The following is a 26,548-nucleotide window of genomic DNA, read 5'->3' as shown; positions in this document are numbered from 1 at the left end:
CTAGTTGAAGCTGTGCTCTGCTGCTGGGAACTCACCGCTGGCGACCTGCTCGATGTACCGGCTGACGGCGCTGCGGATGTCTCCGGTTTCGCTAAGGAAGTTCTTGGAAAACTTAGGGATGTGGCCTTTGGTGATACCGAAGGCGTCGTGCATCACCAAGATCTGGCCATCTGTAACATTGCCGGCGCCAATGCCGATCACGGGGATCTGCAAGGCATTGGTAATACGCTTGGCCAACTCGGTGGGGATACACTCCAGCACCAACAGTTGCACGCCTGCCGCCTCAAGCTCGATGGCGTGTTTGAGCATCTCGTCGGCTTGCTCGGGCTCGCGGCCCTGCACCTTAAAGCCGCCGAACAGGTGTACCGATTGCGGCGTTAGCCCGAGGTGACCGCACACCGGGATGCCGCGCTCCACCAAGCCGCGAATAGTCGGGGTTAGCCAGTCGCCGCCTTCTACTTTGACCATTTGCGCGCCCGCTTGCATCAGCTTGGCGGCATTCTCGTAGGCTTGTTCGGTGGTGGCATAGCTCATAAACGGCATGTCGGCGACAATCAGCGCCTTGTCTGAGCCGTTGGCGACGCTGCGAGTATGGTAGGCCACGTGTTCAACGGTCACCGCGACGGTGTCGTCATTACCTTGCAGTACCATTCCCATGGAGTCGCCGATTAACAGCATGTGCATGCCTGCTTGATCAAACAGCGCGGCAAAGCTGGCGTCATAGGCGGTGATACAAGAAAACTTGTCTCCCTGCTGTTTCATTTGCTTCAGCTGGGCGGCAGTAATTCGTGTCATGTTAATAACCTTAGGGTCTAACCCTCTGATTGTTAATGTGTTCCCACCCACTCCATTGGGCGTTTAGCGATGTGCAGGCCATTATTATCGATGGCGGCGGCTAGATCCTTGACCGCTCGGCCATCTGGCAGATGTAGCTCTGGGGCGATTTCAACGAGGGGTAATAATACAAACTCTCGCTGAGTCATACCAGTGTGGGGAACTTGCAGCCGTTCGCTGCTAAGTACCTGATCGCCGTACAGCAAGATATCCAGATCCAAGGTGCGCTCTCCCCAGCGGCGCAAGCGCTGGCGCCCCTGTTGTTGCTCGATGGCTTGTAGGGCATCGAGCAGGGCTTCCGGGGAGAGTGAGGTCTCCAGCGCCACGACTGCATTCAGGTAGTCGGGCTGGTCCTGAGGACCCATTGGGCGGCTGCGGTACAGCGAAGACACCGCGCTAAGTGTCCATAGCGGTGACTCGCTCAGGGTGTGGCGAGCCAATAACGCCTGCTTAAGCGGATCGCCCAGGTTGGTACCCAGGCCGATATAGCAGATAGGCATATTAGTCCTGGCTAGCGCTTGGTTTGCGTGGTTTACGGCGGCGCTTGCGCGGGCCATTGCCTTTGTTGAGTTGGCGCAGCATGTTGGAGCGGCCGGGTTCGTTGCTCTGTTGCCATAGCTGCCACCATTCCACCAGTTTGGTCTGCTCTGGGTCTTCGCTGGTTTGAGCACGCAGCTCCAGGAAGTCATAGGCGGCGCGGAAGCGCGGGTGGCCGAAGGTGGCAAAGGCTCGTTTGCCGTGGCGGCGGCTTAGGCGCGATTGTAGCTGCCAGATCTCGCGAACACCGGTGGTAAAGCGGCGTGGGATCGCCACGCTCTTACATTGTTGGTCTAGCACCCAACCCATGGCCATGACCATGGCATCGTGCTCGCCCAGCGACAGCTCAATCAGTAGCTCTTCTTTCTTCTGCTGTACCAATGGCCATAGCAGCGCGGCGAAGATAAACGCAGGCGTCACCTTCTGGTCGTTGTTGACCCGGCGATCGGTGCTGGCCAGCGCCGCTAGGATAAAGCGTACATCTGGGTCCCGTTCATCCATCTCTTGCAGCAGAGGCTTGAGCAGCGGGAACAGTGAGAACAGCAATTGCGTTTGCTGCAGCATCTTGAAGGTGTCGACGCCGTGGCCGGCCATAAATAGCTTGAGGCACTCTTCGAACAGGCGTGCAGCTGGAATATCTTTGAGCAGGTGGGCCAGTTGCGGGATCGGATCGCCACAGCTTGGCGCAATCTCGAAGTCCAGTTTTACCGCAAAACGCACGGCGCGCAGCATCCGTACCGGATCTTCGCGGTAGCGGGTCTCTGGGTCACCAATTAACTGCAAGCGACGGGCTTCGATGTCGTCGATGCCGCCAGCAAAGTCGACGACCGAGAAGTCGGCAATGTTGTAGTACAGGGCATTTACGGTAAAGTCGCGGCGCTCGGCATCTTCGTCGATGCCGCCGTAGACGTTGTCGCGCAGTAGCATACCTTCGTCGCTTTGCTTGGCGTGCTTGTCGGGCGCTTCGACATGGTGGCCGCGGAAGGTGGCAACCTCGATGATATCGCGGCCAAACAGGATATGTGCCAGACGGAAGCGGCGGCCCACTAAGCGGCAGTTACGGAACAGCTTCTGGATTTGCTCAGGAGTAGCATTGGTGGCGATGTCGAAGTCTTTCGGGTGCTTGCCCAACAGAAGATCGCGTACACCACCGCCTACTAGATAGGCCTCGTAGCCAGATTTGTGTAGACGATACAGTACCTTCAGCGCATTCTCGCTAATGTCTTGGCGGGAGATATTGTGCTGATCGCGGCCAATCACCTGCTTTTCAAGGCGAATTTCCGATTCTGTTGCTTGCGGCTTAATCATGCGCTTAATGCCCTTGGCGATGCGACTTAAAATGGTTGCCCCCTGAAAAAATACTACATCTTGGCTAAAAATAAGGCGCTAATATAGCGAGTTTCAGCAGAAATACAACTGTGTCAGAGTGAGTGCATCTCACTACGGGGAATGCGTTGCCAATCCCACTGTTCGACAGCTAACTGCAGCAGTTGCTCACAGCTTAGCTCAAGCCACTGTGGATCGCTGTGTTGCCCTAGGTATTTCAAACTTTGCAGCAGCAGTTGTTGTGGCTGTGCATCGGAAATAGATGGGGCGTGATTTTGCTTGCTGAGCTTGTTGCCATGCTCATCGAGGATTAATGGCAGATGCAGATAACTGGGAAGCGTTTGGCCCAAGCAGTGATAGATGTAGATCTGCCGTCCGGTTGGCTCAATCAGATCGGCGCCACGCACCACTTCGGTAACCCCTTGGTCGATATCATCTAGTACCACCGCCAGATTATAAGCGAACAGGCCATCGCGGCGTTTTACGATAAAGTCTTCTTCGGCCAGCGCTTTAGGGACGCTGATGGTGCCATTCAGGCGGTCATCAAACTGGTAGACTGCGGCGTCGGTTTTCAGGCGCAACGCAGCATTATCGGCACCCAGCATCAAGTTCCGACACGTCCCGGGGTAGTAGCCTCCAGCGGCTTTGATCTGTTTGCGGGTGCATTGGCAGTAATAGGCCAGTCCTTGCTGCTGCCATTGCTCCAGCTGAGCTAGATAGTGTTCGCTTTGCTGGCTTTGGTAGCGCACCTCGCCATCCCAATGTAGGCCGTAGTGTTCAAGCTGTTTGAGGATCAGTGATGCTGCGCCGGGTTGCTCACGCGGCGGATCGATATCTTCTATGCGCACCAGCCATTGGCCGTTATTGGCACGCGCCTGCAGATAACTGCCGAGGGCAGCAACCAATGAGCCAAGGTGGAGTGGACCGGAAGGAGAGGGGGCGAAGCGCCCTACGTAGCGACTACGCATTTGTTGAGGCATATAAAAAGCAAGGGCCACTTGCGTGGCCCCTTCGACTAACCGACGAGTTGTTTCTCTTTAATCTCTGCAAGGGTCTTGCAGTCGATACAGAGGTCGGCGGTGGGTCGCGCTTCTAGTCGGCGAATACCAATCTCGACACCGCAGGCATCGCAGAAGCCGAAATCGTCTTCGTCGATTTTTACCAAGGTCTTTTCGATCTTCTTGATAAGCTTGCGCTCACGGTCGCGGGTACGCAGTTCCAAGCTGAACTCTTCTTCTTGAGCTGCTCGGTCAACTGGGTCAGGGAAGTTAGCTGCTTCATCCTTCATGTGGGTTACGGTGCGGTCGACTTCCTCACGCAACTGATTGCGCCACGCATCGAGAATGGTACGGAAATGATTCATCTGATCATCATTCATGTACTCTTCGCCCGGCTTCTCCTGATAAGGTTCAACCCCAGCGATTGACAGTACACCTAGTGTTTTCTTTTTGCCTTGTGGCATACCTTTCTCCCAAATTCCATACTGCCGACTGTTCCGACAGTCGTGGATAATAGGCGGCTATCTATAGCAGAAAGAATCAGTACTCGCAAATCCTTATGCTGCTTTTGCCAAGCCAGCCCAAGCCTGCTTAAAAGCTATACGCAGATATACGCAAAATGTAAGCCAACGGTTTCCCTTAGCGGGGGACAAGGTTAATTAATAACACGCTCATTTTGCAGCAGCATAGTTTATTGCTTAACGTCTCGTTTACAAGTTTTTTGTGGACTAATCGAACAAAAAACTGTCGATTGCTTAGCTCCATTTGGCGACATTATTTGCTACTATCTGCCCGTTTTTAGTTACTTTAGTGAATCTTTCCCGTGATATCCCGGCAAGCCAAAGACTACCTCAAGGCCATGAATATCGACATTTGGCTCGAACGTCGCCCCGCGCAATTATGCCCTGATGTGCCGCTGGTGGTGCTTAGTGACGCGCCTCTCAATGCGCGTCAGCAGCAGCTCGCCGATCGCTTGACGGTGGTATTGGGCGGCGCGGAGAAGGCGACAGTAGTGGCACCTGCTCGGCTGTCGAAGGACTTTCCGGGGTGGGTGTTAAGCGTTGATGCTGCGCAGGGGGCCGATACCCGACCTAAGCTACTCTGCGCGTCTGTGGACGAGATGCTAGAGAAGGTTGAGGCCAAGCGCCGGGTGTGGGCGCAGCTATGTCAGAGCTAGTGTTCAAGCCTTTAGCGGCAGAGCAGCTGCCCGCGATTGCGCGTATTGAGCAGCTTGCCCATGCCTTTCCCTGGTCGCACAGTTCGCTGCAGGGCAGCTTTGGTCGGCTTTACCACAACACTGGGCTATGGCGCGGTCTGCAGTTGCTCGGCTACTCCATCGTGCGCGAGGTGGCGGGCGAGGCGGAGTTGCTGAATCTGGCGGTCGACCCCGGTGTTCAGGGCTTGGGACTGGGGAAGCAGCTAATGAAGCAGCTGATCGCGGATGCTGAAGCGCAACATTGGCAGCTAATGTGCCTGGAAGTCAGAGAGTCCAACCTGCGCGCAATCAACCTCTATAACCAGTTCGAGTTTGTTGAGGTGGAGCGGCGCAAGGCCTACTACCCGAGCGAACAAGGGCGGGAAGATGCCATCGTTATGTTTCGTCACTTTCCCGCAGAGTAGCGGCTCTAGGGCCGCCTTGCTGCCTGAGTAGATACTACCAGTGCCACTGTAGGTGGAAGCCGTGGTAGTTGCTGCCCCCTTTGATCCGCCCAAACATCGCTGAGCTCTCAAAGATAGCGGAGCGGTGGTGGATGTTATAACCAAACCATGCACTCTCCCACTGCGGCTTTCTAAACAAGTCACCAAGGTTAAGATCGAGAGAGAAATCGAGATAGTTCATAAACTTACTACCCTCATACTCTTTCTCTTTCATCTCTTCATCTTCGATATAGGTTAGGCTAGAGATGTAGGACAAGCCCTCACCTGCGCCAAAGCGCACCCGCACTGGGGTATTAAAGGTGTAATAGCCTTTGAAGGCGAACACATATTCGGTCTTACTGCTTTGATCAGAGGATGCGTAATGGAAGGCGAAGGCGCTATGCAGATATACCTCAATCGGCAAGCTCAGTAAGGTGTCGCTCAGCTTATGACCGTAGGCGATGGAGGTGAGTTGGTTGCTGTTATGCTCCCAATCGAACTCGATCATTTCGCCAAGGTTTGATGGCGTTCCCCAGTTATGAGCAACCCGCAGATAACCGCTGGGCAAACGGGCGTTGCCCTTTTTAAGCTCGCTACCAAAGAAGGCAAAGCCCACATAGGACTCAAATTGGCCACTCTTGTCGATGGTATCCAAACCGCGGGTGTTTGAACCGAATACGCTGGCACCCACGTCCCCCACCAAGTAAAGCTCTTGCCAGAGGTGGTAACGGCCACTCAGCCCCACCTTCCAATCGATATCGGCCTTGGCATCGATATCGGTGGCCTCGCTCAGCCCGTAGTAGTAGCTGTTAAAGCGGCTGGATTTAAGCTTGGCGTTGGCATAGGGGGTTAGCTGCCAACCATTGCCCCGGTAGTGACGGCTAAGCGCTAAGTTGCTCTGAAAGCGACTTTCCAGATCAGTCAGCAGGTCGGCCTTTAAAAAGGTGTCGTCGGCAAAGCGCCAGGTCCACTTTAGGCCGGTATCCAGCCCATCTTTGCGTATCGTATTCTGTAAATCTTTCGGGATATCGAAGAAGCGATAGCGGCCCATCAACGCCACACTGGAGTTATCGCCCTTCCACAAGTAAGCACCGAGCTCGGTGCCGTCCATATAGACATGCTCGCCGTGGTAGTAAAACATCGGCACAAAATCGTTCACATACTCCGAGTCGTTTACCCCCGGCACCAGATCTTCGGTGATATTAAAGGGGATGGTGGCACTGCGGAATGACACCGCGACCCCCCAATCACCCGGTTCAGTTTCCAGATAGGCGGCACGTGCGGAGTTAGTGGCGAAAGCACTGCACAGTAGCAGCATAATGAGTCGGCGATTAAGCATTGGCGTATCGAAACTATTCTGACGGTGGCTGAAGGGCGCGTATTTTGGCACGCTCCAAGGCGAGACGGAAGCTGGTTTCGGAAAGGGGCATGAAGTTCCCTTTTTCTAGGTGTTGCTCCATGGGTACCCAAATTTGTTGGGTGGCCAAAACGAGGAAGGTCGACACCGCATAGTCTGGGTCGTTGAGTACAAACAGTGATGGGTAGGTATACATACCAAACTGATCGGCAAAGCGCTCATGGCGCCGATCGGTATCCATGTTGATTTGCACCTTGATGTACTCATTCAAGGTGGGTTTGAGCGCCGAGTTGTTGAGAAAGTCTTTCTCAAAATCGAGGCAGCGCTGGCAGGCCTTGCGCCGCACATACAATAGGATCGGTTGGTTTTCAAAGCGCGAGCGGCTGATTGCTTGGTAATAACCTTCAAGGTCAAACAGCCAGCCATCTTTTGCATGCACGCCGCGGTCTTGGACATGAAAGATAAAGATATAGGCTAAGGCCGCCACTGCCACGCCAATCAACAGGCAGCTAAGCAGGATTTTCTTGAACACTTCCATGGCCCCTGATGATTATCCCAAATGTAAGCTAATACTCTGTATAGCTTAGCAATTTTGCACCGCTTAATAAATGCGCAAAAAAGCGCCCTACCGGAACGGACCAGTAGAGCGCTTGGGTATTGTGACTGTGTTCGAAGTATTTAGCGCACGAAGTCGAGTACGGTTAGCTCCTCACCCAGGTAGCTGGAGTTAGTTCCTGGCACCGGATATAGCTGAGCCTTACGACCTTCAGAGGCATCATCATTGTCAGAGAGAGCGATGTTGAAGCCAATACGCTCGCCAGCCAGTGTCTCGACGGGGAGTTCGACCGCAAAGCTCATCACACTGCCGTCATCGCTCCACTTCGCAACTCGCTCGCCCGGGAAGCTGTTGTCTTGCCAATCCTGACCAACGATGCTGCGCAGTTGCACAAATTGCTCGCCGACTTTCAGGAATAGCTCAACGTTGTCGTTTTCCCAGTCATGCTCGTGGTTTGTAACGGTAACATCATCGTGACGATGTACCACGCCGTAGAGCACGTTGCCCTGATAGCCCACTTGCCAAGAGCCATAGATATCACTCTGCGCCGGTGGTGACATATCTCTGCGATTAAGCTGGTTGAACGCAAAGGAGTAATGGTAGGTATTCAACCAATCCATAGGCTTGTAACTGCCCGGTTCGCCAGATACTTGCACCTCAACAGCTTTAAAGGTGTAAGGGATCTCAAATGGAATCGCTGAGATCTCCAAGTTTTGCCCCGGGAAGAAGATTTCAGCGAAGTCTTCACCTAGGTAGCCGGAGTTGGTGCCGGTTACTGGGTAGAGCTGGGAGCTACGTTGGCCATGCTCGGTGCCCGCCTTATCATTGTCCGAAAGAGCAATGTTAAAGCCCCAAGTTTTACCGGCGAGGGTATCGACAAAGTTAGGGGTAATGGCAAATTCGAACACCTTGCCGTCATCGTGCCATACGCCTTTGGCGGTGGCGTCATATCCTTGAGGAGCAAAGTCCTGGCCCACAATTGCACGGTATTGAACGAACGGCTGATCTTTGCCTGCGCGAAGGAATACCTCTACCGAATCGTTCTCATAGTCTGGTTCCACGTTGTTGATCGTGATGTTGTCTTCACGTTCAACTCGACCGTATAAAGTATTGCCTTTGTACATCACAGCAAACTTACCTGAGATCTCCTGATCACTTGGCAGACGTTGATCGCGTCCTTCCAGTTGGTTGAAGGCAAATGGGTAGTAGGTCGCGTCTTGCCACAGGCTTGCATCGTTGTTCAAGCTTGGGCGCTGTGGAGCCTCTGGAGAGACAAAGGCCTGCAGATAGCGGTTTTCGGTGGCAATGCGCACCGGTGGCTGCCATTCAAATTTGTCATCGCGCTTCAACTCCATTTGAGCTTGAACTGCGTGATATGCCGGTTTTGGCTGATACTGCTTGTCGAGTAACAGACCATGATCCCAGCCTTTGAACCAATGAGGGATCCAGCTGTACTTGTCGGTCAGCCCCCAAGTAGTAAACACATTTACCGCATCGTAGTGTAGGGCGAGTTTCATCAGCTCTTCGTACATGGTTGCTTGTTCCGCAAGGGCGCGGTCAGTGGCATCACCCTGAATACGAATATCGACTTCAGTGAAGTGATACTCCAAACCCAGCTCTTCGTGGCGCTCAATGTTGGCGGCAATGTTGGCGGTACGTAGAATATCGCCGCTGATCAGGTGAAGCTGGGTGCCCGCGCCATGGATTGGCACGCCTTGCTCTTGTAGCTGTTTCACTAAGCGGTAAGCGGCGTTGGCTTTAGGGGTGGTGCCTTCGGTGCTGTAGTCGTTGTAGTACAGTAGCGCGTCCGGGTCGGCCTCGTGGGCCCACTGGAATGCCTTGGCAATATACTCTTCACCGATGCCTTTATACCAGATGGTTTCGCGCCAGCCGCCGGCATCATCCAGTGCTTCGTTTACTACATCCCAGTACTTGATACGACCTTTGTAGTGACCAGCAACGGTCTTGATATGCTCTTCCAAGATCTCCAGCAACTCTTCGCGGGTGAACTCGCCTTCTTCCAGCCACTCAGGGTTTTGGATATGCCATACCAGCGCGTGACCACGCACTTCCATGCCATTCTTCTCTGCGAATTCGACCAGCTTGTCCGCTTTGCTAAAGTCGTAAACACCGCGCTGAGGCTGGATGTAGCTCCACTTCATCTCGTTTTCAGGCGTTAGCAGGTTGAACTCGGTTTTGAGTACCTCTGCAAACTTCTTCTCGGCGATGTGATCGGTCATCATCGCTGAGCCGATCAGTAGCGTGTTTTCGTCGAGGATCTCTCTGAGGGGATCTGCCTGAGCAAAGCTGCTGCTGACGGCTAGCGCCAACAACAGCGGCTTGGCGCCCTTGGGAAAGTGCTTATTTAGCATCCTTAGTCATCCTTATTCTTTATTTTCTTAACCGCTGGAGTCACGCTCCGGTGGTTTGTGGTTCTTGTGTTTGTCGCTGCCATTTACGTTTATTAATTAAAATCAGTGTATTGGCGTTGCTGGCAGAACATTGTCTATGGCCCGCTTAGGGCCTCCATTTTCCTTCCTTTGCTGACTTCACTGTATGTAAAGTAATCACGTTTAAGGATTGTGGAAAGTCACACTGGGGTTACCAAATCTTACTAATGTGAGTGGTGGCAACAGCTGGTGAAAGCTGTATCAAAACCGCTTGATAAAGGTGATTTGGCTCTTTGCAAACAGGCAAATGATTTGTTGGCTGTTACCAGCAAAAATGTCTGCTAACTCAGAAGCTTGTTTTAGTTGCTGCGCTGCTTCACACTGGCAATAACCATTGGTAGGTCAACGCGCCACTGTGAGGCGCTCAAAGGAAAGGTCGTTGGCAAGTTTTCAAAAAAACGCTGTGGAAGCAGCGGTGCGTATAGCCTTGTTATTTGTGCTGGTGGCGTGGTGTTACGACATCTTGAAGCCATTTATTACCCCTATAGTGTGGGCGGCCTTTCTGTCGGTGGCGCTTTATCCGCCTTATCGGCGCTTGCGTAATTCTCTGGGCAATGCCTCGTTAGCGGCGGTAGTGATTGTGTTGCTGGGCTTGATGCTACTGCTGATCCCCGGCGTTCAGTTGGCTAGTGCGGTCGTCGGCAGTGTGTCGCATTTTGCAGAAAACCTACAAGAGGCGGACTTTGTCCTACCGGCGCCTTACCCGGCGATCCGCCATTGGCCGTTTATTGGCGAGTGGTTGTTTCAGCAATGGGCGCTGGCGGCACAAGATTCCCAAGAGTTCCTGCTACAACACTCCGAGCGCCTGGCTGATTGGGCTGCGGTATTGCTCAACTTAGCCGGTGGCGTGGTCGCCAGTTTATTTCTTTTCTGTTTTTCGTTTATCGTTGCCGGCGTGTTGCTGGCTAACTCAGAGCGCTGCAAGCAGCTTAGTCAGCGCTTTGCTGAGCGCCTGCTCGGACATCGCGGCCCAGCAATGATCCAACTCTCTAGCGATACTATCCAGAGCGTGGCTAAAGGCGTGCTCGGTGTCGCTTTGATTCAAACGGTGTTGATTTCAATTGCTTTTATTGCGGTAGGCATTCCCGCCACCGCACTCTTGTCGGCCTTGGTGCTGGTGCTTGCTATTGCTCAACTGCCGCCGCTGTTGGTAGTCGGGCCGGTGATTATCTACGTCTTCTACACTGAGCCGATGTGGGTGGCGATCACCTTTGCAGTGTGGGGCGTGGTGGCAAGCTTTAGTGAGCATGTGCTCAAACCTTGGCTGTTGGGGCGGGGCGTGGATGTACCGATGCTGGTTATCTTATTGGGGGCGATCGGCGGGCTGCTGATGTCGGGCTTTGTGGGCCTATTCATTGGTGCGGTTGTGCTGGCTGTTAGTTATCAGCTAGTGATTGCTTGGTTGGATGATGGGTTGCCCAAGCCGTGATGGTTGGGATAAAAAGGCCCGCACAGGGTGCGGGCAAATGGAAGGAAGAACTGATTACTTGCGAAGACGTTCAGCCTAGTTACACAGTGCTATGGCATCGCTAGGCACCTCTGCGGCAGCCGCAATACTGGCGCCATGGAAGGTGTACTGGGCCGTGCCGCCGCGTGTATCGAGATGAACAGGGCGCTTGACCGAGCTGATATCAAAGTCTGCATCTGCATCATTAAAGCAAGATAGCGGGGCGGCAAACACCTTACGACCTTGTCCGGCTTGGGTTGCAAACAGGTCGTTGCTGAAGTAAAGCGGTTTGCGGCTGTTCCATTCATCGGTTTGCAATGCCAGTAGGTTGGAGTCACTGCCGGAGGCTGCCGCAATCTCCATGTCTAGCAAGATCACGCTATCGCTAGAGGTACTCATATCCAGAGGCGTATCTGAGTAAATAAACAGATAGGACTGTTCGGTGGTGGTGCTATTTACGCTCCAAGAGACCACATTGCCGTCGGCATCAGTGTTGGCGCTAACGGTCATGTTGCTGTTGTTGATTGTGCTACCAGCATTTACTAGGGCATCTTCGTTCCAGCTGGGCTCGCTGCCGGCTTTTAGCTCAAGCCCAGTTGCTGCAGCGCCATCGGCGTAAAGAATATCGCCAGGTAGGCTTGGCTCATCAGGTTCTCCGGGCTCACCAGGTTCGTCGCTATCACACAAGTTCACCGCACCTTCTGGCAGGCTTGCCTGCATATCCAAATAGACACCCGCCAGCTCGTAATCGGTAGCGCCATCGCGCATATCCAAACGTAGCAGCTGATTAACCTTGCTTAAATCAAACGCACCGGCTTCGTCTGCTTCGAAGCAGCTCAGTGGCAGGTACAGGGTCTGCCAGCCTTCGCCTTCCAGCGCAGTCAGTGCTGACTGCGGGAAGAAGAAGTTGTTGCGATCCAGCCAAGGGCTGGCACCTCCATCGGTTTGCATGGCAATCAGGCTCTCGCCACCATCATCGATAGCTAAATCAACCTTCAGTTGAATGCGCAAGGCACCGTCGGCGTATTCGTTCAGATCCATGCCGCTAGCGTGTTGCACCACCAGATACGCTTCATCTTGTGCGCCAGTGGTGGACACCATCCAGCTATGCTCGGTCTCTTCGCCATTATCAAAGCCACCGCCTTGCTCGGCAGACAGGCCGCCATCGGAAAAGCTACTACCTACTTCCAGATTGCTCATACCGTAGTCTTCAGAGCTGCCAATCTGCAGGCTGGCACCGCTAATGGCTTGGCCATTGCTATACAGGGTGGCGGTTTCTGGGCTGGGATCGGGGCCCGGACCTGGGCCTGGATCGACAGGATCATCGTCGTTACTGCTGTTACAGGCGCTCAGCGCGAGTACACAAGCAAGACTTAGGGCAGAGTACTTTGCTGTTTTCATTATAAAGTTCCTTTTTCTTGCGTCATTTCATGGTGTGCTGAACCGCTGGCGTATCCGCTTGCCATGGATTCGGCGTAGCCGGGCCCACACCACCCTCTGTGAGGGTGGTGATAGACCAAGTAAAAGCGTGAAAGTGTTAGCTGTTTGGTGCGTAGATCTGGTATTCGCCGCTTAGGTGAAGCAGGGCGAACATCTGCAGTAGGCCGTCGTAGTAGCGCCACTTACCGGTGGGCAGGTCTTGCTTCCACAGGCGTTTCACATAGTCGTGGGCATCTTGGTTATCGATAACTAGCGCGCCGGTAGCGTTCATGGCTAGCTGGCCGTGGCTGCTCCACTCAACTTGTGGCACACCTTCCATGGAGTGAACCTGGAAGTTTTGACCGTGCTTTTTGTATTCCTCGTTGTAGAAGCGCAGTTGCTTCTCGACCAGTTGCTTTTGTCCTTCATCGGCGGCAAACCAGTTGTAGTCCATGGCGATGTTGCCGATCACCCGGAAGGCGTCATACCCGCTTTGGTGGCTGATCTTGTTAAAGCTGGTCACCTGAGGCGTTCCATCAAAGGCGGCATATTCTGCATAGAGGCCAGTCTCTGGGTGCTGGGAGATATGCAGATAGTTGCGGCTAGTATCTGCAGCGGCAGTCCATAACTCATTTTCTACCGAAGCCCACTCGCCCATCAGCTGATAAAACGCGGGCACGTGGTAAGAGGGGTCGGTGTAGGTACCCAGCGATTTCTCGGTAACAAACAGGATCTGCTGCTGTTCGCGGCTAAACATCGGTACTGCTGTCGACGTTTCTGGCTTGTTTACCATGGCGTCGAGGATGGTGTTGGCTTCATCGGCGTAGGCAAAGATGCCTTTTCTGCCCCCCCAGCGGTTTTCTGCCATTAGCAGCGCCATAGCAAAGTACAGCTCGCCGTCGGGGGCGGGATTGTCGTCCAGCGAACCGTAGGGGGCTTCAGCTTCAAGATGCCAAGCAAAGTAGTGCTCGTACCAACCTTCTTGGTGCTGCATAAAGGTTTTCGAGAACTTCCAAAGCTTGTCGAACATCGGCTGATCGTTCATCTGCAGGGCAATCATCATGCCGTAGGACATACCTTCTGAGCGTACGTCGTTGCTGCCAATATCCTTGATAAAGCCCATATCGTCGCCCACTGGGAAGAACAGGGCTTTGCCGTTTTCGGTACCACGGGATGTTGAGTAGAACAGCTGCTGGTATGCCTTATCGACCTTTTTCTTCACCTGCGCTTGGTTGCCCAAGCCAAGTTCAACGAACACGTTGCGGTACTCACCGGTGTGGTAAGCGCCCTGTGGAGAGTCCGCATAGGCTGAGGTCGATACGCTAAAGGCACTCACGGCTAATACGGTGGAGGCTAAAAACTGGGCTTGCTTGCGCAAGTGTCGGGTCATTTTCATGAACATTTCCAAAATAGATTTGCGTTGCTTCTTTAAGATAGAGATTGCCGATAAGTCGCAGTAATTATTTAGATTATTTAGTCGCTTACGATATTTAGCTTTAATGATATCGCTCAAAAAGCAACCGGTGAAACTTGTGCAACTGAGAGCTCCCCCACTTCAAAAAGTTGCTGCGCATCTAACAAGCCTGGCTTGAACAGCCATTTATGATGCTTATTTTGTGAGCGCTCTCAAAATGAAAGTGTGATCTATCGTCAGGGTTGCCACAAGTGGATGAGCAATATTTCACCAGCGAAGAGGTGAGTTTGCGAGGGGCGTTTTACGTAATTGAACAGTCTGAACACAAGATTATTCCCGGCTTTTCCCCTGCTTTGATTGTCTATCACAGCCAGATCAGCGAAAATACCCGGCAATTTTTTGCCCAGTCTGATTTTTGACCAGCTGGCGCACTATCTGATGAATTCAAAAAGAACCGAGTCTATGTCTGAGTCACTGAAGCCCGAGGTGTCGAAACGCCGCACCTTCGCCATTATCTCTCACCCCGATGCGGGTAAAACCACCATCACCGAAAAGGTGCTATTGTTCGGACGCGCCATCCAAACCGCCGGTACGGTAAAAGGCCGTGGCAGCGCCCAGCACGCCAAGTCTGACTGGATGGAGATGGAGAAAGAGCGGGGCATCTCGGTAACCACCTCGGTGATGCAGTTCCCCTACAACGACAGCATCGTCAACCTGCTGGATACCCCCGGACACGAAGATTTCTCGGAAGATACCTATCGTACCCTGACTGCGGTAGACAGCTGCTTGATGGTGATCGATTCGGCCAAGGGTGTGGAAGACCGAACCCGCAAGCTGATGGAAGTAACCCGTCTGCGCGACACCCCCATCGTGACCTTTATGAACAAGCTCGACCGCGATATTCGCGATCCGATGGAGTTGCTCGACGAGGTAGAAAACGAACTCAACATGATGTGTGCACCGATTACCTGGCCAATTGGCTGCGGTAAAGAGTTTAAAGGGGTCTACCACATCCATCGCGATGAGGTGATCCTGTATCAAACTGGCCAAGGCCACACCATCCAAGAGAAGCGCATCATTAAAGGCTTGGATAACCCTGAAGTTGATCAAGCAGTAGGCGAAGAACTGACAGCGCAGCTGCGTGATGAGCTAGAGCTGGTGCTGGGTGCATCCAACGAGTTCGACCAAGAGCTGTTCTTAGATGGCGAACTGACCCCGGTTTACTTTGGTACCGCACTGGGTAACTTTGGCGTGGACCACATGCTGGACGGCCTGACCGAGTGGGCGCCCGCGCCAATGCCGCGCGCCACCGATGCACGTCAAGTGACCGCCAGCGAAGACAAATTCAGCGGCTTCGTGTTTAAGATCCAAGCCAACATGGACCCCAAACACCGCGACCGTATCGCCTTTATGCGTATCGTATCGGGCGAATACAACAAGGGCATGAAGATGCGCCACGTGCGTCTGGGCAAAGATGTATCCATCTCTGACGCGGTAACCTTTATGGCCGGTGACCGTAGCGCTGCCGAAACCGCGATTGCTGGTGACATTATCGGTTTGCACAACCACGGCACTATTCAGATTGGTGACACCTTCACCCAAGGTGAGGTGATGAAGTTCACCGGTATCCCTAACTTTGCCCCAGAGCTGTTCCGCCGTATCCGCCTGAAAGATCCACTTAAGCAGAAGCAGCTGCAGAAAGGCCTGATCCAACTCTCTGAAGAGGGCGCGGTGCAGGTATTCCGGCCAATGCGTAACAACGACTTAATCGTGGGCGCGGTAGGTGTGCTGCAGTTCGACGTGGTAGTACATCGCCTGAAGACCGAGTACAAGGTCGAAGCGGTCTACGAGAGCATCTCGGTGGCCACCGCTCGTTGGTGTCACAGCGACGACGTGAAGAAGTTCGAAGAGTTTAAGAAGAAGGCACATGACAACTTGGCGCTTGATGGTGGCGACAACCTAACCTACCTGGCACCGACCATGGTCAACCTGAACCTGGCGGTTGAGCGCTACCCTGACGTGCAGTTTAGCAAGACGCGCGAGCACTAATCGCCGCGCTAAAGGCGCGAATCTGATAGTGAAAAAGCCCGTGGGGAAATCCTCACGGGCTTTTTATTTATCTGATTATTAATGCCTTTTTACTTCCTGGTCAACCAAAATTTTAAGTCATTAATGAATTTATTTAGTAATTATTAATTGACTCAAAAATTAATTGCGAAGTAGTAGTGAATACTCACACTGATGGCTAGTGTATAGACTCTAAAAATGTGTAAGTGAAGGGAATCCGATGAAAGTACCTGTTGATGTCATTACCATTTTTGTTGCTATTGCGGAGTCTGGGTCTTTTTCTTCAGCATCTAAAGTAATTGGGAAGTCACAGGCCTCGCTAAGTATTGCAATACAAAGTTTGGAAATAGAACTGGGCTTTAATCTATTTAATCGCAGCCCTAGCGGGGTCGCATTAACTGACGATGGTTATCACTACTATCAGGAGTGTCAGCGCCTATTAGCCGACTGTGAGCGGTTTAATCATGCGATATCCGGAATATCTGCAGCGCCGCTGCGGGAAATAAAGATAGGCGTCGATAGCCTGTTCGCTAGCGCGGAGCTAGAAAAAGCACTGATTGACACCTTAGAGCGCTATCAGGAGGTGAACATTAGCGTTACCTCGGCGTCGAGCAAAGTGCTCTCAGAGCAGTTTCATCAGCAGCAACTGGATATGGCATTCGGCTGGTATCCCTGCCCGGATACCCTAAGTTATCGTCGCCTCTACGATGTGCAGTGGACTTGGGTGGTAAGTGCTCACTCTGTGCGTAATGGTTCTAGACCAAGTATTCGTGGTAAGTCCTTGCTGATCCCCATGGAGGCAGAAGTTCTTGGCCTGCGTGACAAAGGCGTACTTAGTCGCGCACGGGTAATCGGCTCCATTGAGCTGTTACTCGAGCTATGTCGCGCCGGCAAAGGGGCGGCTTATCTGCCTTATAATCATGTTCGCGCTTTGTTGGCCTGTGGCGAGTTAGTCATGGTCAGGCAAGCCTGCGGCCAAGATGTATGGCGAACCACCCTATTATTGTCTCCAAAACTCAACCAACACCCTGAATTTGCATGGATTAACGAGCAATTGACTAACCTTCCTTCGCATTTATTAGCCGAACCTTTGTATGCCGTTACCTAGATATTTGACAGATTTAACAATTAATAGTTAACACTCCTGTTACCTAAATAGATGTCATGTTTAACATGTGACCGGTTTCCAAAGTCGGTGAGCCTTCTCTAAGCCATTAATAATCAAATCAAAACCCATCTACATAAACAGACTTAATAGCGGCTATTTTGCGTCTAATGGCAGATTTTCGGAAACTTGCCCCGCTACTAATTCGGAACGACGAAAACTTATAAGGAAATAATCGATGTTTGCATATATCCAAGCTCTGATGGGACGTTTTGTAAAAGACCAGCGTGGTGTGACGGCTATTGAATACGGCATGATTGGCGTGGCCATTGCTGTGTTGCTAGGCGCTCTATTCACCACCGGTGGTGATGACGGTAATACGGTCATTGACGCAATTACCGGCGCCTTTGAAACCATCACCACAACACTTGATGATTTCACACCAAGCAACAACTAATTGCTGTTGGTGGGTTACTCCCTATCTGGCGTCTTTCTTGTTCTGGTTGCGATCAACTATTGCGACCTGATGAGACGCCAGATCCCAAATGTGCTCCTGGGTGGATTGCTGATCTGCCTGTTACTGGCATTCCCCCAATATTGGTCCTCTCTGGGACTGAGTCTGGCAGCTGGTGGAGCCATTTGGTTTTTTTGTATTTGGGGAGCGGGAGACGCCAAACTCGCTGCCGTGCTCAGTATCGCGATTCCAACTAGCTCATTGCTCAATGCCTGGCTGGTCACGCTCTACGCCGGTGGTGTGTTAGCGGTGGTCTACCTGATTAAAAGCCGCGTGCGTCATTGTAAACCTGATGGCTTGCCCTACGGCGTGGCTATCAGTATCGGCTTCTTCTCCCAAATACTCCTTAGCAGCGTGGATATCGCATGAATTCTAAATTGGTATTTTTTTTCGCCCTGTGCTCACTGTTGCTTGGGGTGTTTGGCTTGGTAGGTCAACTGACCTCAAAGAGTATGGCCAGCGTCGACAACACCGACTGGCAGCAACTCGCACCGGAAGCCGAAGAAATCAAAGTCCGACTTTGGCGGGCCAAACGAGGCCTGGGAAAAGGCGAGGTGTTTGAGCTCGCCATGGTGGAAGCGGTGGTGCTCGATCGTGAGCAGGCTAATGAGGCCGGGTTCACCGAGGATGTGCTTCTTAGCCCACGGGTTGGCGGGCGCCTGAATCAAGATATTGAAGAAGGTGATTGGGTCGACCAGTGGCAGATAACCCAAGCGGGTGAGAAAGGCTTCCTCAGCCTGATTACTACGCCTGGTAAGACGCTCTATCCACTTAATGTTTCTACGCGCAATCAGGTGAAAGACTACATGAACGCCGGGGATTATATCGATGTTATCGCGATTGGCTCGCCCCAGCGCAACCTCTCCAACGACCTTGCCCAGATCGATCAATACCAAGGTGTCATTGCCACCAAGCTACTTAGCGATGCGCTGCTGGTATCGATTACCTTTGGCGAGATGCAGGGCTCTGATGCCGACCCTATAAACGTGGCCAACAGCGACCTTGAGGCGACTTTAGTGATCGAAGTTGAACCCCAAGATGTTGGACGCCTGGCGCTCGCCCAGCGAAGCATGCATATCGAAGCCTATCCCAGTGATCAGGGCATTATGGACAACGACGTTGCATTGCGTGACGTGATTAAGAACTACGATGGCGTGATTGAACTGCGCGGCGACGGTTATGGAGGTTCGCTGTGAGCATCCTCAAGTACTACAAGCAACTGCTCTGCGGGATGGTCGGCGTAGTTATGCTGGCGCTGCCGGCTTTTGCGACCAACATAACCGTTAATCAAGCGTTCACCATCGATGTCGGTCAGGACATCGGTACCGTATTTATCAGCCAACCGCAGATTGCCGACTATAAAGTCGTCAACAAGCAACGGCTGCTGGTCTTCGCCAAGCATGTTGGTCAGACCCAGCTGGTGATCTATGACGTAGACGGTGGGGTCATTCAAAGTCGCAAGCTGTTCGTTGATGAAGACCTTACCTTGGTACGTCGGCAACTGGCCAAGTTTTTCCCCGATGAGGACATCACGGTGGAATCGGTGGGGCGGATTGTCACAGTGACCGGGCTGGTGGATAGCGAGAAGGTGCGTGACGATGCCTATCGGATGATTGCCATGCTGTTAGAGCGTGAGGCGGTGCCGCGGTTCGCTACCATGACCAAGGACACCGGCATCGGCTGGAGTGAGTTTGCAGAGCAATACCAATGGGATGGCATCGTTGAAGGGTTGAGTGTTCTCGGCAGCAAGCAGGTTAACGTTAAGGTCTCGGTGGCCCAGGTTACTGAAGAGTTCACCGAGGCGATTGGGGTGCAATGGGCAACCATTGGTCAGGGCTTTGGGCGGTTTTTGCTACAAGAGTTTAAGGCCGCCGATTTGGTTACCCTGATCACCGCACTTGGCGATGACTCCATGGCCGAAGTGCTAGCCGAACCCAACCTCACAGTGATGTCTGGCGAGTCTGCTGACTTCTTGGTCGGTGGCGAGCTGCCGATCATCGTTCACGACAAAAACGGCATTACCATCAGTTTTAAAGAGTACGGGGTACGCCTGGGAATTACCGCCAAGGTGCAGAGCAACGATCGGATCCGGCTGAACCTCTCTCCGGAGGTGAGTTCCATTGAACGCTACATTGAGGCGCAGGGGATCCAAGTCCCGCAACTGTTCTCCCGCAAAGCCAACACCACCATTGAGCTGGCCGATGGCCAAAGTTTCATCTTAGGCGGACTGCTCGACTCCACCGATTTGGAACAGCTTAGCAAGGTGCCGTTGTTGGGCGATGTACCGGTATTTGGTGCGGCGTTCCGCTATGCATCAACCGTTCGACGCAAAACTGAGCTGTTAATCGTGGCCACGGTCAACCTGGTAGAGCCCACCCAAACCGAGAATGTCCGCCTGCCTAACATGCAGCGCAGCTCAACCTTAGGCCGGCTACTGAATGTTGACCTCGACCAAGACGAAGATTTGCAAGAGCAACAAGCCATGGAGCAGATGCTGCAAAAGGGAGGATTTATCCAATGAGAATAATCACTATCGTAGCGATGTTGCTGGCCCTGATGGCGTGTGAAACTACACCGCTACAACAGCGTGGGGCTGTGGTGACTCTGGTGCCGGTGGAGGCTACCTTCACCAGCAGTGAGATGACCCCAGATGCAGCCGCCATGCAACGCTTCTTCAGTCAGTTCCCGCTGCAGCAACGCAATGTCACCGTTGAGGTGTCGGCCCGCGGTGCCGAGCAGCGCAGTTGGTTCAACCAGCAGTATCTGTCGTTCTGTGATGAGACCTGCGCAAAGCCATTGTTTAAGAGAGCTGTTGGCGACTTCTCAGTCACTGTTATTGAATACCACTTGTTAACCGAAGAGTGCCAAGCGCGGGCTAAGCAGAACCGCGTTAAAGGCTGCTTCGTTGATACGGCACGGGCCGGTCAGGTGCGCTATCCGCAACACATGATCGCTGAGGAGTAGCGCATGGATATCCCAAAGGCGATTAACCTCAGCTTGGTTGATCAGGCCAAGCATGCCAAAGATGACGCGCCCCGCGGCGCGACCTTGATCACCCAGAATCGCGAGTGTCGGCGGCTGTTCGAAGAAGCGTTTCGCTTCGAGGGGTGGCAGGTCCCCAAGGTGGTCTCTGACTATCAGTTCGACAAAGACAACCTCGAAGAGCTGGTGATCATCGACCTGACAGATGAGAGCGATGTGCTGTCGGAGGCGCGGACCTTGTCTAACTCCCTGCCGCACCACAAGGGCGTGGTAATCGTCGGCTGCGAAGATGCGATTTCAACACTACGCGGGCTAAAAGCGCTCGGCTTTTACTATGTGTACTGGCCGGTGGACAAGCAGGAGATGGTCGAGTTTATCAGCCATGTGACCCGCAACCAGCGCCGTTTGATGGGGGTGAGTCGCCAGCGCCGGGCGAAAAAGATCGCCGTTGTTGCTTGTAAAGGCGGAGTCGGCAGCAGCACCGTGGGTATAGAGCTCTCGGCGATGCTGGCCGAAGAGGGCGGCGAGACCGTTATGGTGGACTATCAGTACAGCGGCAGCAATCTGGATGTGCTGCTCGGCCAAGAGCAGTTTAATCGCTTCGATGTCACCGGTATGGATATTCGCATGCTGGAACAAGATCAGCATGGCGTCAGTAGCTACCTGCACAACGTACAAAGCAATCTAAGTCTGCTCGCCCTAGAGGCCGAGCTGGCGGTAAAAGAGACCAATAAGTACACCCAGTTACTGGTCGAGATGCTAGAGCGTCAAGTTAACTTCATTGTGAAAGACTACTCTGCGTCGCTGGATTTCCCACTGAACATCCCGCAGCTATGTAGCGACAATGACCAGATTATCTTGGTAATGGACCCTTGTGTTTCCACCGTGCGCCGGGCCCAGCGGATCCTCAAAGAGATCGATGACTATTTCTTTAGTCGTGACAACAACCTGCGGGTTATCAGCGTGGTCAACTGCCATCGACCGGAGAAGGCCTTCAGCCTCAGCCACGACGAGGTGGTGCGCTATTTGGGTAAAGCGCCGGACATCTATCACGGCTTCGACCGTCGTTATGCGCGCACCTTGTTGCAGGGTAAGCGCTTGATCAAGCAACATCCCCGTGCTGCTAAACCCTTGCGTGAACTGTCCAAATTGGTACTCGGTGTCGAGAGCAAACCGAGTCGACGGAAGTTCAAGCGATGAATGCGAATCAGGCGATTTATCAGGAGTTTAGGCAACGGATCTTCGATGTGGTGGATGCGGAGCTGCTGGCCAGCTTAAGCGAGGGTGAGCTATTCGAGCAGATCAGCCAGGCGGTTGAGCTGCTGGCCATCGAGTCGCCGCGCCAGCTGCCTAACTTGGTTAAGAAGACCATCATCAAACACTTGATTGATGAGTTGGTTGGCTTAGGGCCGCTGCAGCCGTTGATGGAAGACCCAGACGTCTCCGACATCATGGTGAATGGCCCGGATCAGGTATACATCGAGCGGAATGGTAAGCTGGCGCTGTCTGAGGTGAGCTTTCTCAGTGAAAACCAGCTGTTGGAGGTCGCGAAACGGATTGCCTCGCTGGTAGGGCGTCGGGTGGATGAGTCCTCGCCCATGGTGGATGCTCGCCTCGAAGATGGCAGCCGGGTGAACATTGTGATCCCGCCAATTACCATCGACGGCACCTCGATCTCTATCCGCAAGTTTAAAGAGCACAAGATCGATTTGGAAACCTTGATCGGTTACGGCTCGCTATCCAAAGAGATGGCGCGGGTACTGATGATCGCGGCCCGTTGCCAGCTGAACATCTTGATCTCTGGCGGTACCGGCTCGGGTAAAACCACCTTGCTCAATGCGCTATCGCACTACATCGGTAATGACGAACGTATCGTGACCATTGAAGATGCGGCCGAGCTCAAGCTGCAGCAACCCCATGTGGTGCGCATGGAAACCCGTACCGCCAGTACCGAAAACACCGGCGCCATCAGCCAGCGCGAGCTGGTGATCAACTCCCTGCGGATGCGTCCGGATCGGATCATCCTCGGTGAGTGTCGCGGATCGGAAGCGTTTGAGATGCTCCAGGCCATGAACACTGGCCACGATGGCTCGATGTCGACACTCCACGCCAATACCCCACGCGATGCTATCTCAAGGGTGGAGTCGATGGTGATGATGGCCAACCTGAATCAGCCTCTGGAGGCGATCCGTCGCACCATTGTGAGTGCGGTGAACTTGATCGTACAGGTCAGCCGGATGCGTGATGGCAGCCGTAAGGTCGTCAGCATTAGCGAAGTGGTTGGGCTGGAAGGCGAGACCGTGGTGATGGACGAGATGTTTTGTTTTCAAGCTAAGGAGACCAGCCAGGACAAGGTCGAAGGTGTATACCACTGCAATGGCCTTATGCAGCGCTCCGAGCTGGTCAAGCGAGCGGCCTATTTTGGTTTGCGCGAAGAGCTGCTGAGCTCCATCAGGAGTGTGGCATGACGATCTCGTTCAGTCTGGCGCTTATCTTTGCAGGCATTTCAATGCTGCTGAGCTTGCGTCCACACCGCGTGAGCAAAGATGTGTTTTTCCGCCGAGACCCTGAGCAGCAAAAAGAGCAGGTGAGTGCGATCCGCTTAGACCGGCTTAACCGCGGGCAGATCCGTGAGTGGTTTCAGCATCGCTATGACTACCTGGTGTTGGTGTTGGGTAAGCGTTTTATCCTCACTGGCGCGGTGTTGCTGTCGCTGGCTATGGTGGCTGGTATTGCATTGGCGATCAAACTGCAGATGCGTGGCAGCGGCTTTCTCGCCTTGTGGCTGGCCTTTCCCTGTTTTACCTTGCTGGCGTGGTGGTGGATGATGAGCCAGCGCCGCAAAGCCAAGTTCTCGACCAGTTTCCCGGATGCGCTGAACATTATGATGAGCGCGGTGACGGCGGGCGAGAGCATGATGGCTGCTATGGCCTATGTGGGTAAGCTTACTGATTCGGCGATTGGTCGGGAGTTTGCTTACATGGCTGAGCGCTTCAAGTTGGGCGAGTCCACCGATGTGGTGTTTGAGCGCTCGATACTGCGCTATCCCTATCCCGCCTACCTGTTTTTTATCGTTGCGTTGAAGGCCAATATCAGTCGTGGTGGCGCCCTCAAGCCTGTGATGAGTCGCTTGATTAAGGTCTTGGTTGAGTCCAAAAGCCTTGAGAAGAAAAAGTACGCGCTGACCTCAGAGGCTCGGTTGTCAGCCAAGATCGTGGCATCTTTTCCGGTGATCTTCGGGGTGATTATGTACTACATCAGCCCCAGCAACGTTCACTTCATTTTGTTCGACCCCGATGGTCGCATTATCTTCTGGTACGTGCTGATCAGTGAGCTGCTGGGCCTCGGGATCATCTGGGCGCTTGTGAAGGGGGTGAGATGATAGTGCTCTATTTAATGCTCACCTTATTGGGTGTGGTGGGAGTTGCCTTTTCGCTGAGCATGCACGTTGAGCTGGCGCAGCGCACCCGGGTGCTCAATCGCATTCTCAAGCTCAAGACAGAGCGTAAGAAGCGCCGCTGGCGTATGCCGGTTTCGCTGCTGCCACTGCCCAAGAAAGAGATGGAAGATAAGCTGGCCGATGCGGGCTTTTACTCGCCCTTTATGGCTCGCTGGTACGGGGTGTTTAAGCTCGCTTTGCTGGTGCTGTTGGGGGCCTTCTGCTTGGTGCTGGACTGGCAGTTGACCAACAAGCTATTGGCTGGTGTGGGCGGGCTTATCGCCGTGATCATGCTTCCCGACTTTTACCTCGAGCTGCGTCGCCGCAAGGTGGTCAGTAAGGTCTCATCAAACCTGCCATACATGCTGGATATGATGGCAGTGTGTATTCAAACCGGGCAAACCATTGAAGCGGCCCTTGAGTACCTCTCTAAAGAGCTGGCGCTATTCGATAAAGATTTGTGTATGCACTTGCAGCGCACGGTCAAGATCGCCCGTATCAAGAACATGAATTTTGCCCTTGAAACCTTGAAAAAGCGCATCGGCTCTCAAGAGGTCAACAGCTTTACCTTTACCTTGCAGCAAAACATGCAATACGGCACCTCGATTGCGCCGGTACTCACCGATTTAGCTCAGGATATCCGTCAAATGCAGATCCTGAATTTGGAAGAAAAAGTGGGCAAGCTCGCCGCCAAGATGAGCGTGCCGTTGATTTTGCTAATCCTGTTTCCGGTGGTCATCTTAATTCTGGCCCCGGGGCTTATGCAGATGATGTTGGGGAGATAATGAGAATATTCAGTTTATTGGTGCTACTGCTGGTGGGTTGTCAATCAACCTCAGAGACACCCTTATCAGAGCAACAGCAGACCCAGGTGGGGAACTACACCGCGCAGATCGAGCACTATCGACAAGCCTTGGCCCAGCGCCCGGGCGATATCAAGGTGAAGCAGAAGTTAGCCACACTGTTCTATCTCAATGGCGATAACGAGTCCGCCGACTTTTTTGCCGAACAAGTGCTGGAGCAAAGCCCGGTTCACGGCGATATGTACTTTGTTCGGGGCCAGGTGGCCATGAACAGGCAGAACTATGTCTATGCCTTGCGCCAGTTCCAAAAGGCGATCCACTGTAAGCAGCCCTATGCCGATACCGGCTACTTGTTTATCAACGTGGGTATCGTCAATGCGATGATCGGCGACTACGAGAAGGCGATCGATTACACCAACAAGGCGCGCTTACTTGGCTATGAAACCCGTGCGGTCAAAAACAACCTGGCGGTGATTGCGATGTCGCAGGGCGACTACAAGACCAGCCTAGAGCTGTTAGAGCCGATAATGAAGCAGTACCCAGAGGATGAGTCGATCCGGGTCAACGCTGGCGTGAGCATGATTGCCTTGGGTTACCTGCAACAGGCCAAACTGTTGCTCGGCGATGACTATCCGCTAGCGGTGCGATCGTTGGCGGAAAGTCAGGGAGAGAATACGCTGTGATCATTCGGCGCAAGTCAACTCAGCAAGGCATCGTCGCTATCGAGTTTGCCATCGGCGGTGGGGTGTTCTTTCTGTTTATGTTCTTGATCTATGAGCTGTGCTGCATCTTGTATGCGGTCAATCTGGCGGAGTCGGGCTTGCGTGAAGCCAGCCGCGATGCGCGTACTACCCAGCTTTGGGGGACTCAGAACTACTACAACATCTTCGCAGGCTTTTTTGAATCGCAGGATAGCCTATGGACTGGCTTGCTTACTCATGGGACCTACCGCTTCGAGGTGGAATATTACAGCAACTTGGCCCAGTTAGCGCAGCACAACGGTGTTAGCAGCTGCGCAGACTGCCCGTTTGCCCGCTATCAGATCAGCTACGACTATACCCCATTGTTGCTGCAGTCGACCGCACTGGTGACCACGATTGAGCGGTCGATCATCACGGTGCAAGAGTTTCAGGGATGGGAGCTGTAGCATGCCTTCTAAGCGCAGTGCCCAGCGGGGCAGTTTCGCCATTGAGTTAGCCTTTGTGATGAGCTTTATCAGCCTACTTTTTTTGTTTGTGATGGATCTCTCCCAGCAGCTGTTAACACGGGGCCAGCTGGATCGCTTGAGCTATTCGTTGGTCAGTGTACTCAAAGAGCGCAGCCGCTTTTTTGTTGACGATGGGGTAGTGCGCCTATCCATCAACAACGAGGATTTACTTACGCTATGGCGTATCGCTGCGCCAGAGCTTGATGACGCCAGCGGTATGGTGATCGAGAGCGCCATCGCTGCAGATAGCTCCCAGCGACTTACCACCGGTGTGGCATGTCGCTCCAACGAGCAGCTGCATCAGGCGGAGATGTTCACCTTGCTGGTTGATGAGCAGGGAGAACCACTGCCTTTGTACCGCGTCACTATCTGTAAGCAGATACCAGCATGGTTTGATGTGACGACGGAGGCGACGCATCAATTACAGGCTTCTTCGGTGATGGTGGGGCGTTAGT

At 53.2% G+C, this 26,548-nt stretch carries 28 protein-coding genes; 18 read left to right on the top strand and 10 right to left on the bottom strand.

The genetic code is table 11. The features are described from left to right. The 5 genes from panB to dksA all read right to left on the bottom strand — a co-directional run bounded on the left by panB (position 1) and on the right by dksA (position 4,159). Complete coding sequence (gene panB, locus G462_RS0103600; RefSeq protein WP_026957769.1) at positions 1–795, bottom strand: 3-methyl-2-oxobutanoate hydroxymethyltransferase; 795 nt, start codon at positions 793–795, stop codon at positions 1–3. Positions 796–827: 32 nt separating this feature from the next. Further along, positions 828–1,334: a 2-amino-4-hydroxy-6-hydroxymethyldihydropteridine diphosphokinase gene (folK, locus tag G462_RS0103595; RefSeq protein WP_026957768.1), complete on the bottom strand. Its 507-nt coding sequence runs from the start codon at positions 1,332–1,334 to the stop codon at positions 828–830. Position 1,335: 1 nt separating this feature from the next. Next, complete coding sequence (pcnB, locus tag G462_RS0103590) at positions 1,336–2,679, bottom strand: polynucleotide adenylyltransferase PcnB (RefSeq protein ID WP_051326502.1); 1,344 nt, start codon at positions 2,677–2,679, stop codon at positions 1,336–1,338. Between the two features lie 113 nt (positions 2,680–2,792). Continuing rightward, positions 2,793–3,665: a tRNA glutamyl-Q(34) synthetase GluQRS gene (gluQRS, locus tag G462_RS0103585; RefSeq protein ID WP_035476640.1), complete on the bottom strand. Its 873-nt coding sequence runs from the start codon at positions 3,663–3,665 to the stop codon at positions 2,793–2,795. A 47-nt stretch (positions 3,666–3,712) separates the two neighbouring features. Then, a complete protein-coding gene (gene dksA / locus G462_RS0103580) occupies positions 3,713–4,159 on the bottom strand; it encodes an RNA polymerase-binding protein DksA (RefSeq protein WP_026957765.1) in 447 nt (148 codons plus the stop codon). A 359-nt stretch (positions 4,160–4,518) separates the two neighbouring features. On the opposite strand from dksA, the gene G462_RS0103575 reads away from it, so the two are divergent. Together G462_RS0103575 and rimI are read left to right on the top strand one after the other, a co-directional pair. Next, positions 4,519–4,872, top strand: coding sequence for a DNA polymerase III subunit psi (locus G462_RS0103575; RefSeq protein ID WP_026957764.1), 354 nt, complete (start codon positions 4,519–4,521; stop codon positions 4,870–4,872). After that, the gene (gene rimI / locus G462_RS0103570; RefSeq protein ID WP_026957763.1) at positions 4,860–5,315 is read left to right on the top strand and encodes a ribosomal protein S18-alanine N-acetyltransferase; all 456 of its coding nucleotides are present in this window, start codon (positions 4,860–4,862) and stop codon (positions 5,313–5,315) included. The genes G462_RS0103575 and rimI overlap by 13 nt, the downstream gene beginning before the upstream one ends. Before the next feature lie 34 nt (positions 5,316–5,349). Here the strand turns inward: rimI and G462_RS0103565 are convergent, their stop codons facing one another. From G462_RS0103565 to G462_RS23765, 3 genes are all read right to left on the bottom strand, one after another. Beyond that, positions 5,350–6,672, bottom strand: a complete 1,323-nt coding sequence (locus G462_RS0103565) for a MipA/OmpV family protein (protein ID WP_026957762.1) — start codon at positions 6,670–6,672, stop codon at positions 5,350–5,352. A gap of 13 nt (positions 6,673–6,685) precedes the next feature. After that, complete coding sequence (locus G462_RS0103560; RefSeq protein ID WP_169720134.1) at positions 6,686–7,222, bottom strand: thioredoxin family protein; 537 nt, start codon at positions 7,220–7,222, stop codon at positions 6,686–6,688. Positions 7,223–7,368: 146 nt separating this feature from the next. Next, positions 7,369–9,618, bottom strand: a complete 2,250-nt coding sequence (locus G462_RS23765) for an endo-1,4-beta-xylanase (RefSeq protein ID WP_051326501.1) — start codon at positions 9,616–9,618, stop codon at positions 7,369–7,371. A 457-nt stretch (positions 9,619–10,075) separates the two neighbouring features. Between G462_RS23765 and G462_RS0103550 the strand changes: the two genes are divergently transcribed. After that, entirely contained in the window at positions 10,076–11,125 is a 1,050-nt protein-coding gene (locus tag G462_RS0103550; protein ID WP_026957760.1) for an AI-2E family transporter, read from the top strand. Positions 11,126–11,200: 75 nt separating this feature from the next. Here the strand turns inward: G462_RS0103550 and G462_RS0103545 are convergent, their stop codons facing one another. Then, positions 11,201–12,544, bottom strand: a complete 1,344-nt coding sequence (locus G462_RS0103545) for a putative glycoside hydrolase (protein WP_026957759.1) — start codon at positions 12,542–12,544, stop codon at positions 11,201–11,203. 136 nt (positions 12,545–12,680) lie between these two features. After that, positions 12,681–13,958 carry a family 8 glycosyl hydrolase gene (locus G462_RS21640; RefSeq protein ID WP_169720133.1) on the bottom strand — a complete coding sequence of 426 codons (1,278 nt, stop codon included), beginning with the start codon at positions 13,956–13,958 and terminating at the stop codon, positions 12,681–12,683. A 269-nt stretch (positions 13,959–14,227) separates the two neighbouring features. Between G462_RS21640 and G462_RS24440 the strand changes: the two genes are divergently transcribed. From G462_RS24440 to tadF, 15 genes are all read left to right on the top strand, one after another. Continuing rightward, positions 14,228–14,395: a hypothetical protein gene (locus tag G462_RS24440; protein WP_157378543.1), complete on the top strand. Its 168-nt coding sequence runs from the start codon at positions 14,228–14,230 to the stop codon at positions 14,393–14,395. Between the two features lie 43 nt (positions 14,396–14,438). Then, entirely contained in the window at positions 14,439–16,025 is a 1,587-nt protein-coding gene (gene prfC / locus G462_RS0103530; protein ID WP_026957758.1) for a peptide chain release factor 3, read from the top strand. Between the two features lie 238 nt (positions 16,026–16,263). Continuing rightward, positions 16,264–17,151: a LysR family transcriptional regulator gene (locus tag G462_RS0103525; protein WP_026957757.1), complete on the top strand. Its 888-nt coding sequence runs from the start codon at positions 16,264–16,266 to the stop codon at positions 17,149–17,151. Between the two features lie 235 nt (positions 17,152–17,386). Next, on the top strand, positions 17,387–17,605 hold the full coding sequence (locus tag G462_RS0103520) for a Flp family type IVb pilin (protein ID WP_026957756.1): 219 nt from the start codon (positions 17,387–17,389) through the stop codon (positions 17,603–17,605). 9 nt (positions 17,606–17,614) lie between these two features. Beyond that, positions 17,615–18,031 carry an A24 family peptidase gene (locus tag G462_RS0103515; RefSeq protein WP_035476686.1) on the top strand — a complete coding sequence of 139 codons (417 nt, stop codon included), beginning with the start codon at positions 17,615–17,617 and terminating at the stop codon, positions 18,029–18,031. After that, positions 18,028–18,858, top strand: a complete 831-nt coding sequence (locus G462_RS0103510) for an RcpC/CpaB family pilus assembly protein (RefSeq protein ID WP_026957754.1) — start codon at positions 18,028–18,030, stop codon at positions 18,856–18,858. Before G462_RS0103515 ends, G462_RS0103510 begins: the two co-directional genes overlap by 4 nt. Next, positions 18,855–20,183: a type II and III secretion system protein family protein gene (locus G462_RS0103505; protein WP_035476636.1), complete on the top strand. Its 1,329-nt coding sequence runs from the start codon at positions 18,855–18,857 to the stop codon at positions 20,181–20,183. Before G462_RS0103510 ends, G462_RS0103505 begins: the two co-directional genes overlap by 4 nt. Further along, positions 20,180–20,626, top strand: a complete 447-nt coding sequence (locus G462_RS0103500) for a hypothetical protein (protein ID WP_157378542.1) — start codon at positions 20,180–20,182, stop codon at positions 20,624–20,626. The genes G462_RS0103505 and G462_RS0103500 overlap by 4 nt, the downstream gene beginning before the upstream one ends. A gap of 3 nt (positions 20,627–20,629) precedes the next feature. Further along, complete coding sequence (locus G462_RS21635; RefSeq protein ID WP_051326499.1) at positions 20,630–21,844, top strand: CpaE/TadZ family protein; 1,215 nt, start codon at positions 20,630–20,632, stop codon at positions 21,842–21,844. After that, positions 21,841–23,112, top strand: a complete 1,272-nt coding sequence (locus G462_RS0103490; protein WP_026957751.1) for a TadA family conjugal transfer-associated ATPase — start codon at positions 21,841–21,843, stop codon at positions 23,110–23,112. The genes G462_RS21635 and G462_RS0103490 overlap by 4 nt, the downstream gene beginning before the upstream one ends. Next, positions 23,109–24,026, top strand: a complete 918-nt coding sequence (locus G462_RS0103485) for a type II secretion system F family protein (protein WP_035476634.1) — start codon at positions 23,109–23,111, stop codon at positions 24,024–24,026. Before G462_RS0103490 ends, G462_RS0103485 begins: the two co-directional genes overlap by 4 nt. Then, positions 24,023–24,868 carry a type II secretion system F family protein gene (locus tag G462_RS0103480; RefSeq protein ID WP_026957749.1) on the top strand — a complete coding sequence of 282 codons (846 nt, stop codon included), beginning with the start codon at positions 24,023–24,025 and terminating at the stop codon, positions 24,866–24,868. The genes G462_RS0103485 and G462_RS0103480 overlap by 4 nt, the downstream gene beginning before the upstream one ends. Next, positions 24,868–25,569 (top strand): tetratricopeptide repeat protein, encoded by a 702-nt coding sequence (locus G462_RS0103475; RefSeq protein ID WP_026957748.1) that lies wholly within the window; start codon positions 24,868–24,870, stop codon positions 25,567–25,569. The genes G462_RS0103480 and G462_RS0103475 overlap by 1 nt, the downstream gene beginning before the upstream one ends. After that, complete coding sequence (locus G462_RS0103470) at positions 25,566–26,033, top strand: TadE/TadG family type IV pilus assembly protein (RefSeq protein ID WP_026957747.1); 468 nt, start codon at positions 25,566–25,568, stop codon at positions 26,031–26,033. The genes G462_RS0103475 and G462_RS0103470 overlap by 4 nt, the downstream gene beginning before the upstream one ends. A gap of 1 nt (position 26,034) precedes the next feature. Then, complete coding sequence (tadF, locus tag G462_RS0103465) at positions 26,035–26,547, top strand: tight adherence pilus pseudopilin TadF (protein ID WP_026957746.1); 513 nt, start codon at positions 26,035–26,037, stop codon at positions 26,545–26,547. The last annotated feature ends 1 nt before the right edge of the window (position 26,548 follow it).

Source organism: Aliagarivorans taiwanensis DSM 22990 (assembly GCF_000429505.1).
In the GTDB taxonomy this organism is placed as follows: Bacteria; Pseudomonadota; Gammaproteobacteria; order Enterobacterales; family Celerinatantimonadaceae; genus Aliagarivorans; species Aliagarivorans taiwanensis.
This window is presented reverse-complemented; position numbering and strand designations above follow the sequence as displayed.

Coding starts and splice junctions, on each gene's coding strand:
- G462_RS0103475 (WP_026957748.1), top strand. CDS start 24,868: ATGAGAATATTCAGTTTATTGGTGCTACTGCTGGTGGGTTGTCAATCA.
- panB (WP_026957769.1), bottom strand. CDS start 795: ATGACACGAATTACTGCCGCCCAGCTGAAGCAAATGAAACAGCAGGGA.
- G462_RS0103565 (WP_026957762.1), bottom strand. CDS start 6,672: ATGCTTAATCGCCGACTCATTATGCTGCTACTGTGCAGTGCTTTCGCC.
- G462_RS0103480 (WP_026957749.1), top strand. CDS start 24,023: ATGATAGTGCTCTATTTAATGCTCACCTTATTGGGTGTGGTGGGAGTT.
- prfC (WP_026957758.1), top strand. CDS start 14,439: ATGTCTGAGTCACTGAAGCCCGAGGTGTCGAAACGCCGCACCTTCGCC.
- G462_RS21635 (WP_051326499.1), top strand. CDS start 20,630: ATGGATATCCCAAAGGCGATTAACCTCAGCTTGGTTGATCAGGCCAAG.
- gluQRS (WP_035476640.1), bottom strand. CDS start 3,665: ATGCGTAGTCGCTACGTAGGGCGCTTCGCCCCCTCTCCTTCCGGTCCA.
- G462_RS0103490 (WP_026957751.1), top strand. CDS start 21,841: ATGAATGCGAATCAGGCGATTTATCAGGAGTTTAGGCAACGGATCTTC.
- G462_RS0103500 (WP_157378542.1), top strand. CDS start 20,180: ATGAGAATAATCACTATCGTAGCGATGTTGCTGGCCCTGATGGCGTGT.
- G462_RS0103520 (WP_026957756.1), top strand. CDS start 17,387: ATGTTTGCATATATCCAAGCTCTGATGGGACGTTTTGTAAAAGACCAG.
- folK (WP_026957768.1), bottom strand. CDS start 1,334: ATGCCTATCTGCTATATCGGCCTGGGTACCAACCTGGGCGATCCGCTT.
- rimI (WP_026957763.1), top strand. CDS start 4,860: ATGTCAGAGCTAGTGTTCAAGCCTTTAGCGGCAGAGCAGCTGCCCGCG.
- G462_RS0103485 (WP_035476634.1), top strand. CDS start 23,109: ATGACGATCTCGTTCAGTCTGGCGCTTATCTTTGCAGGCATTTCAATG.
- G462_RS0103510 (WP_026957754.1), top strand. CDS start 18,028: ATGAATTCTAAATTGGTATTTTTTTTCGCCCTGTGCTCACTGTTGCTT.
- G462_RS23765 (WP_051326501.1), bottom strand. CDS start 9,618: ATGCTAAATAAGCACTTTCCCAAGGGCGCCAAGCCGCTGTTGTTGGCG.
- G462_RS0103545 (WP_026957759.1), bottom strand. CDS start 12,544: ATGAAAACAGCAAAGTACTCTGCCCTAAGTCTTGCTTGTGTACTCGCG.
- dksA (WP_026957765.1), bottom strand. CDS start 4,159: ATGCCACAAGGCAAAAAGAAAACACTAGGTGTACTGTCAATCGCTGGG.
- G462_RS21640 (WP_169720133.1), bottom strand. CDS start 13,958: ATGAAAATGACCCGACACTTGCGCAAGCAAGCCCAGTTTTTAGCCTCC.
- G462_RS0103525 (WP_026957757.1), top strand. CDS start 16,264: ATGAAAGTACCTGTTGATGTCATTACCATTTTTGTTGCTATTGCGGAG.
- tadF (WP_026957746.1), top strand. CDS start 26,035: ATGCCTTCTAAGCGCAGTGCCCAGCGGGGCAGTTTCGCCATTGAGTTA.
- pcnB (WP_051326502.1), bottom strand. CDS start 2,679: ATGATTAAGCCGCAAGCAACAGAATCGGAAATTCGCCTTGAAAAGCAG.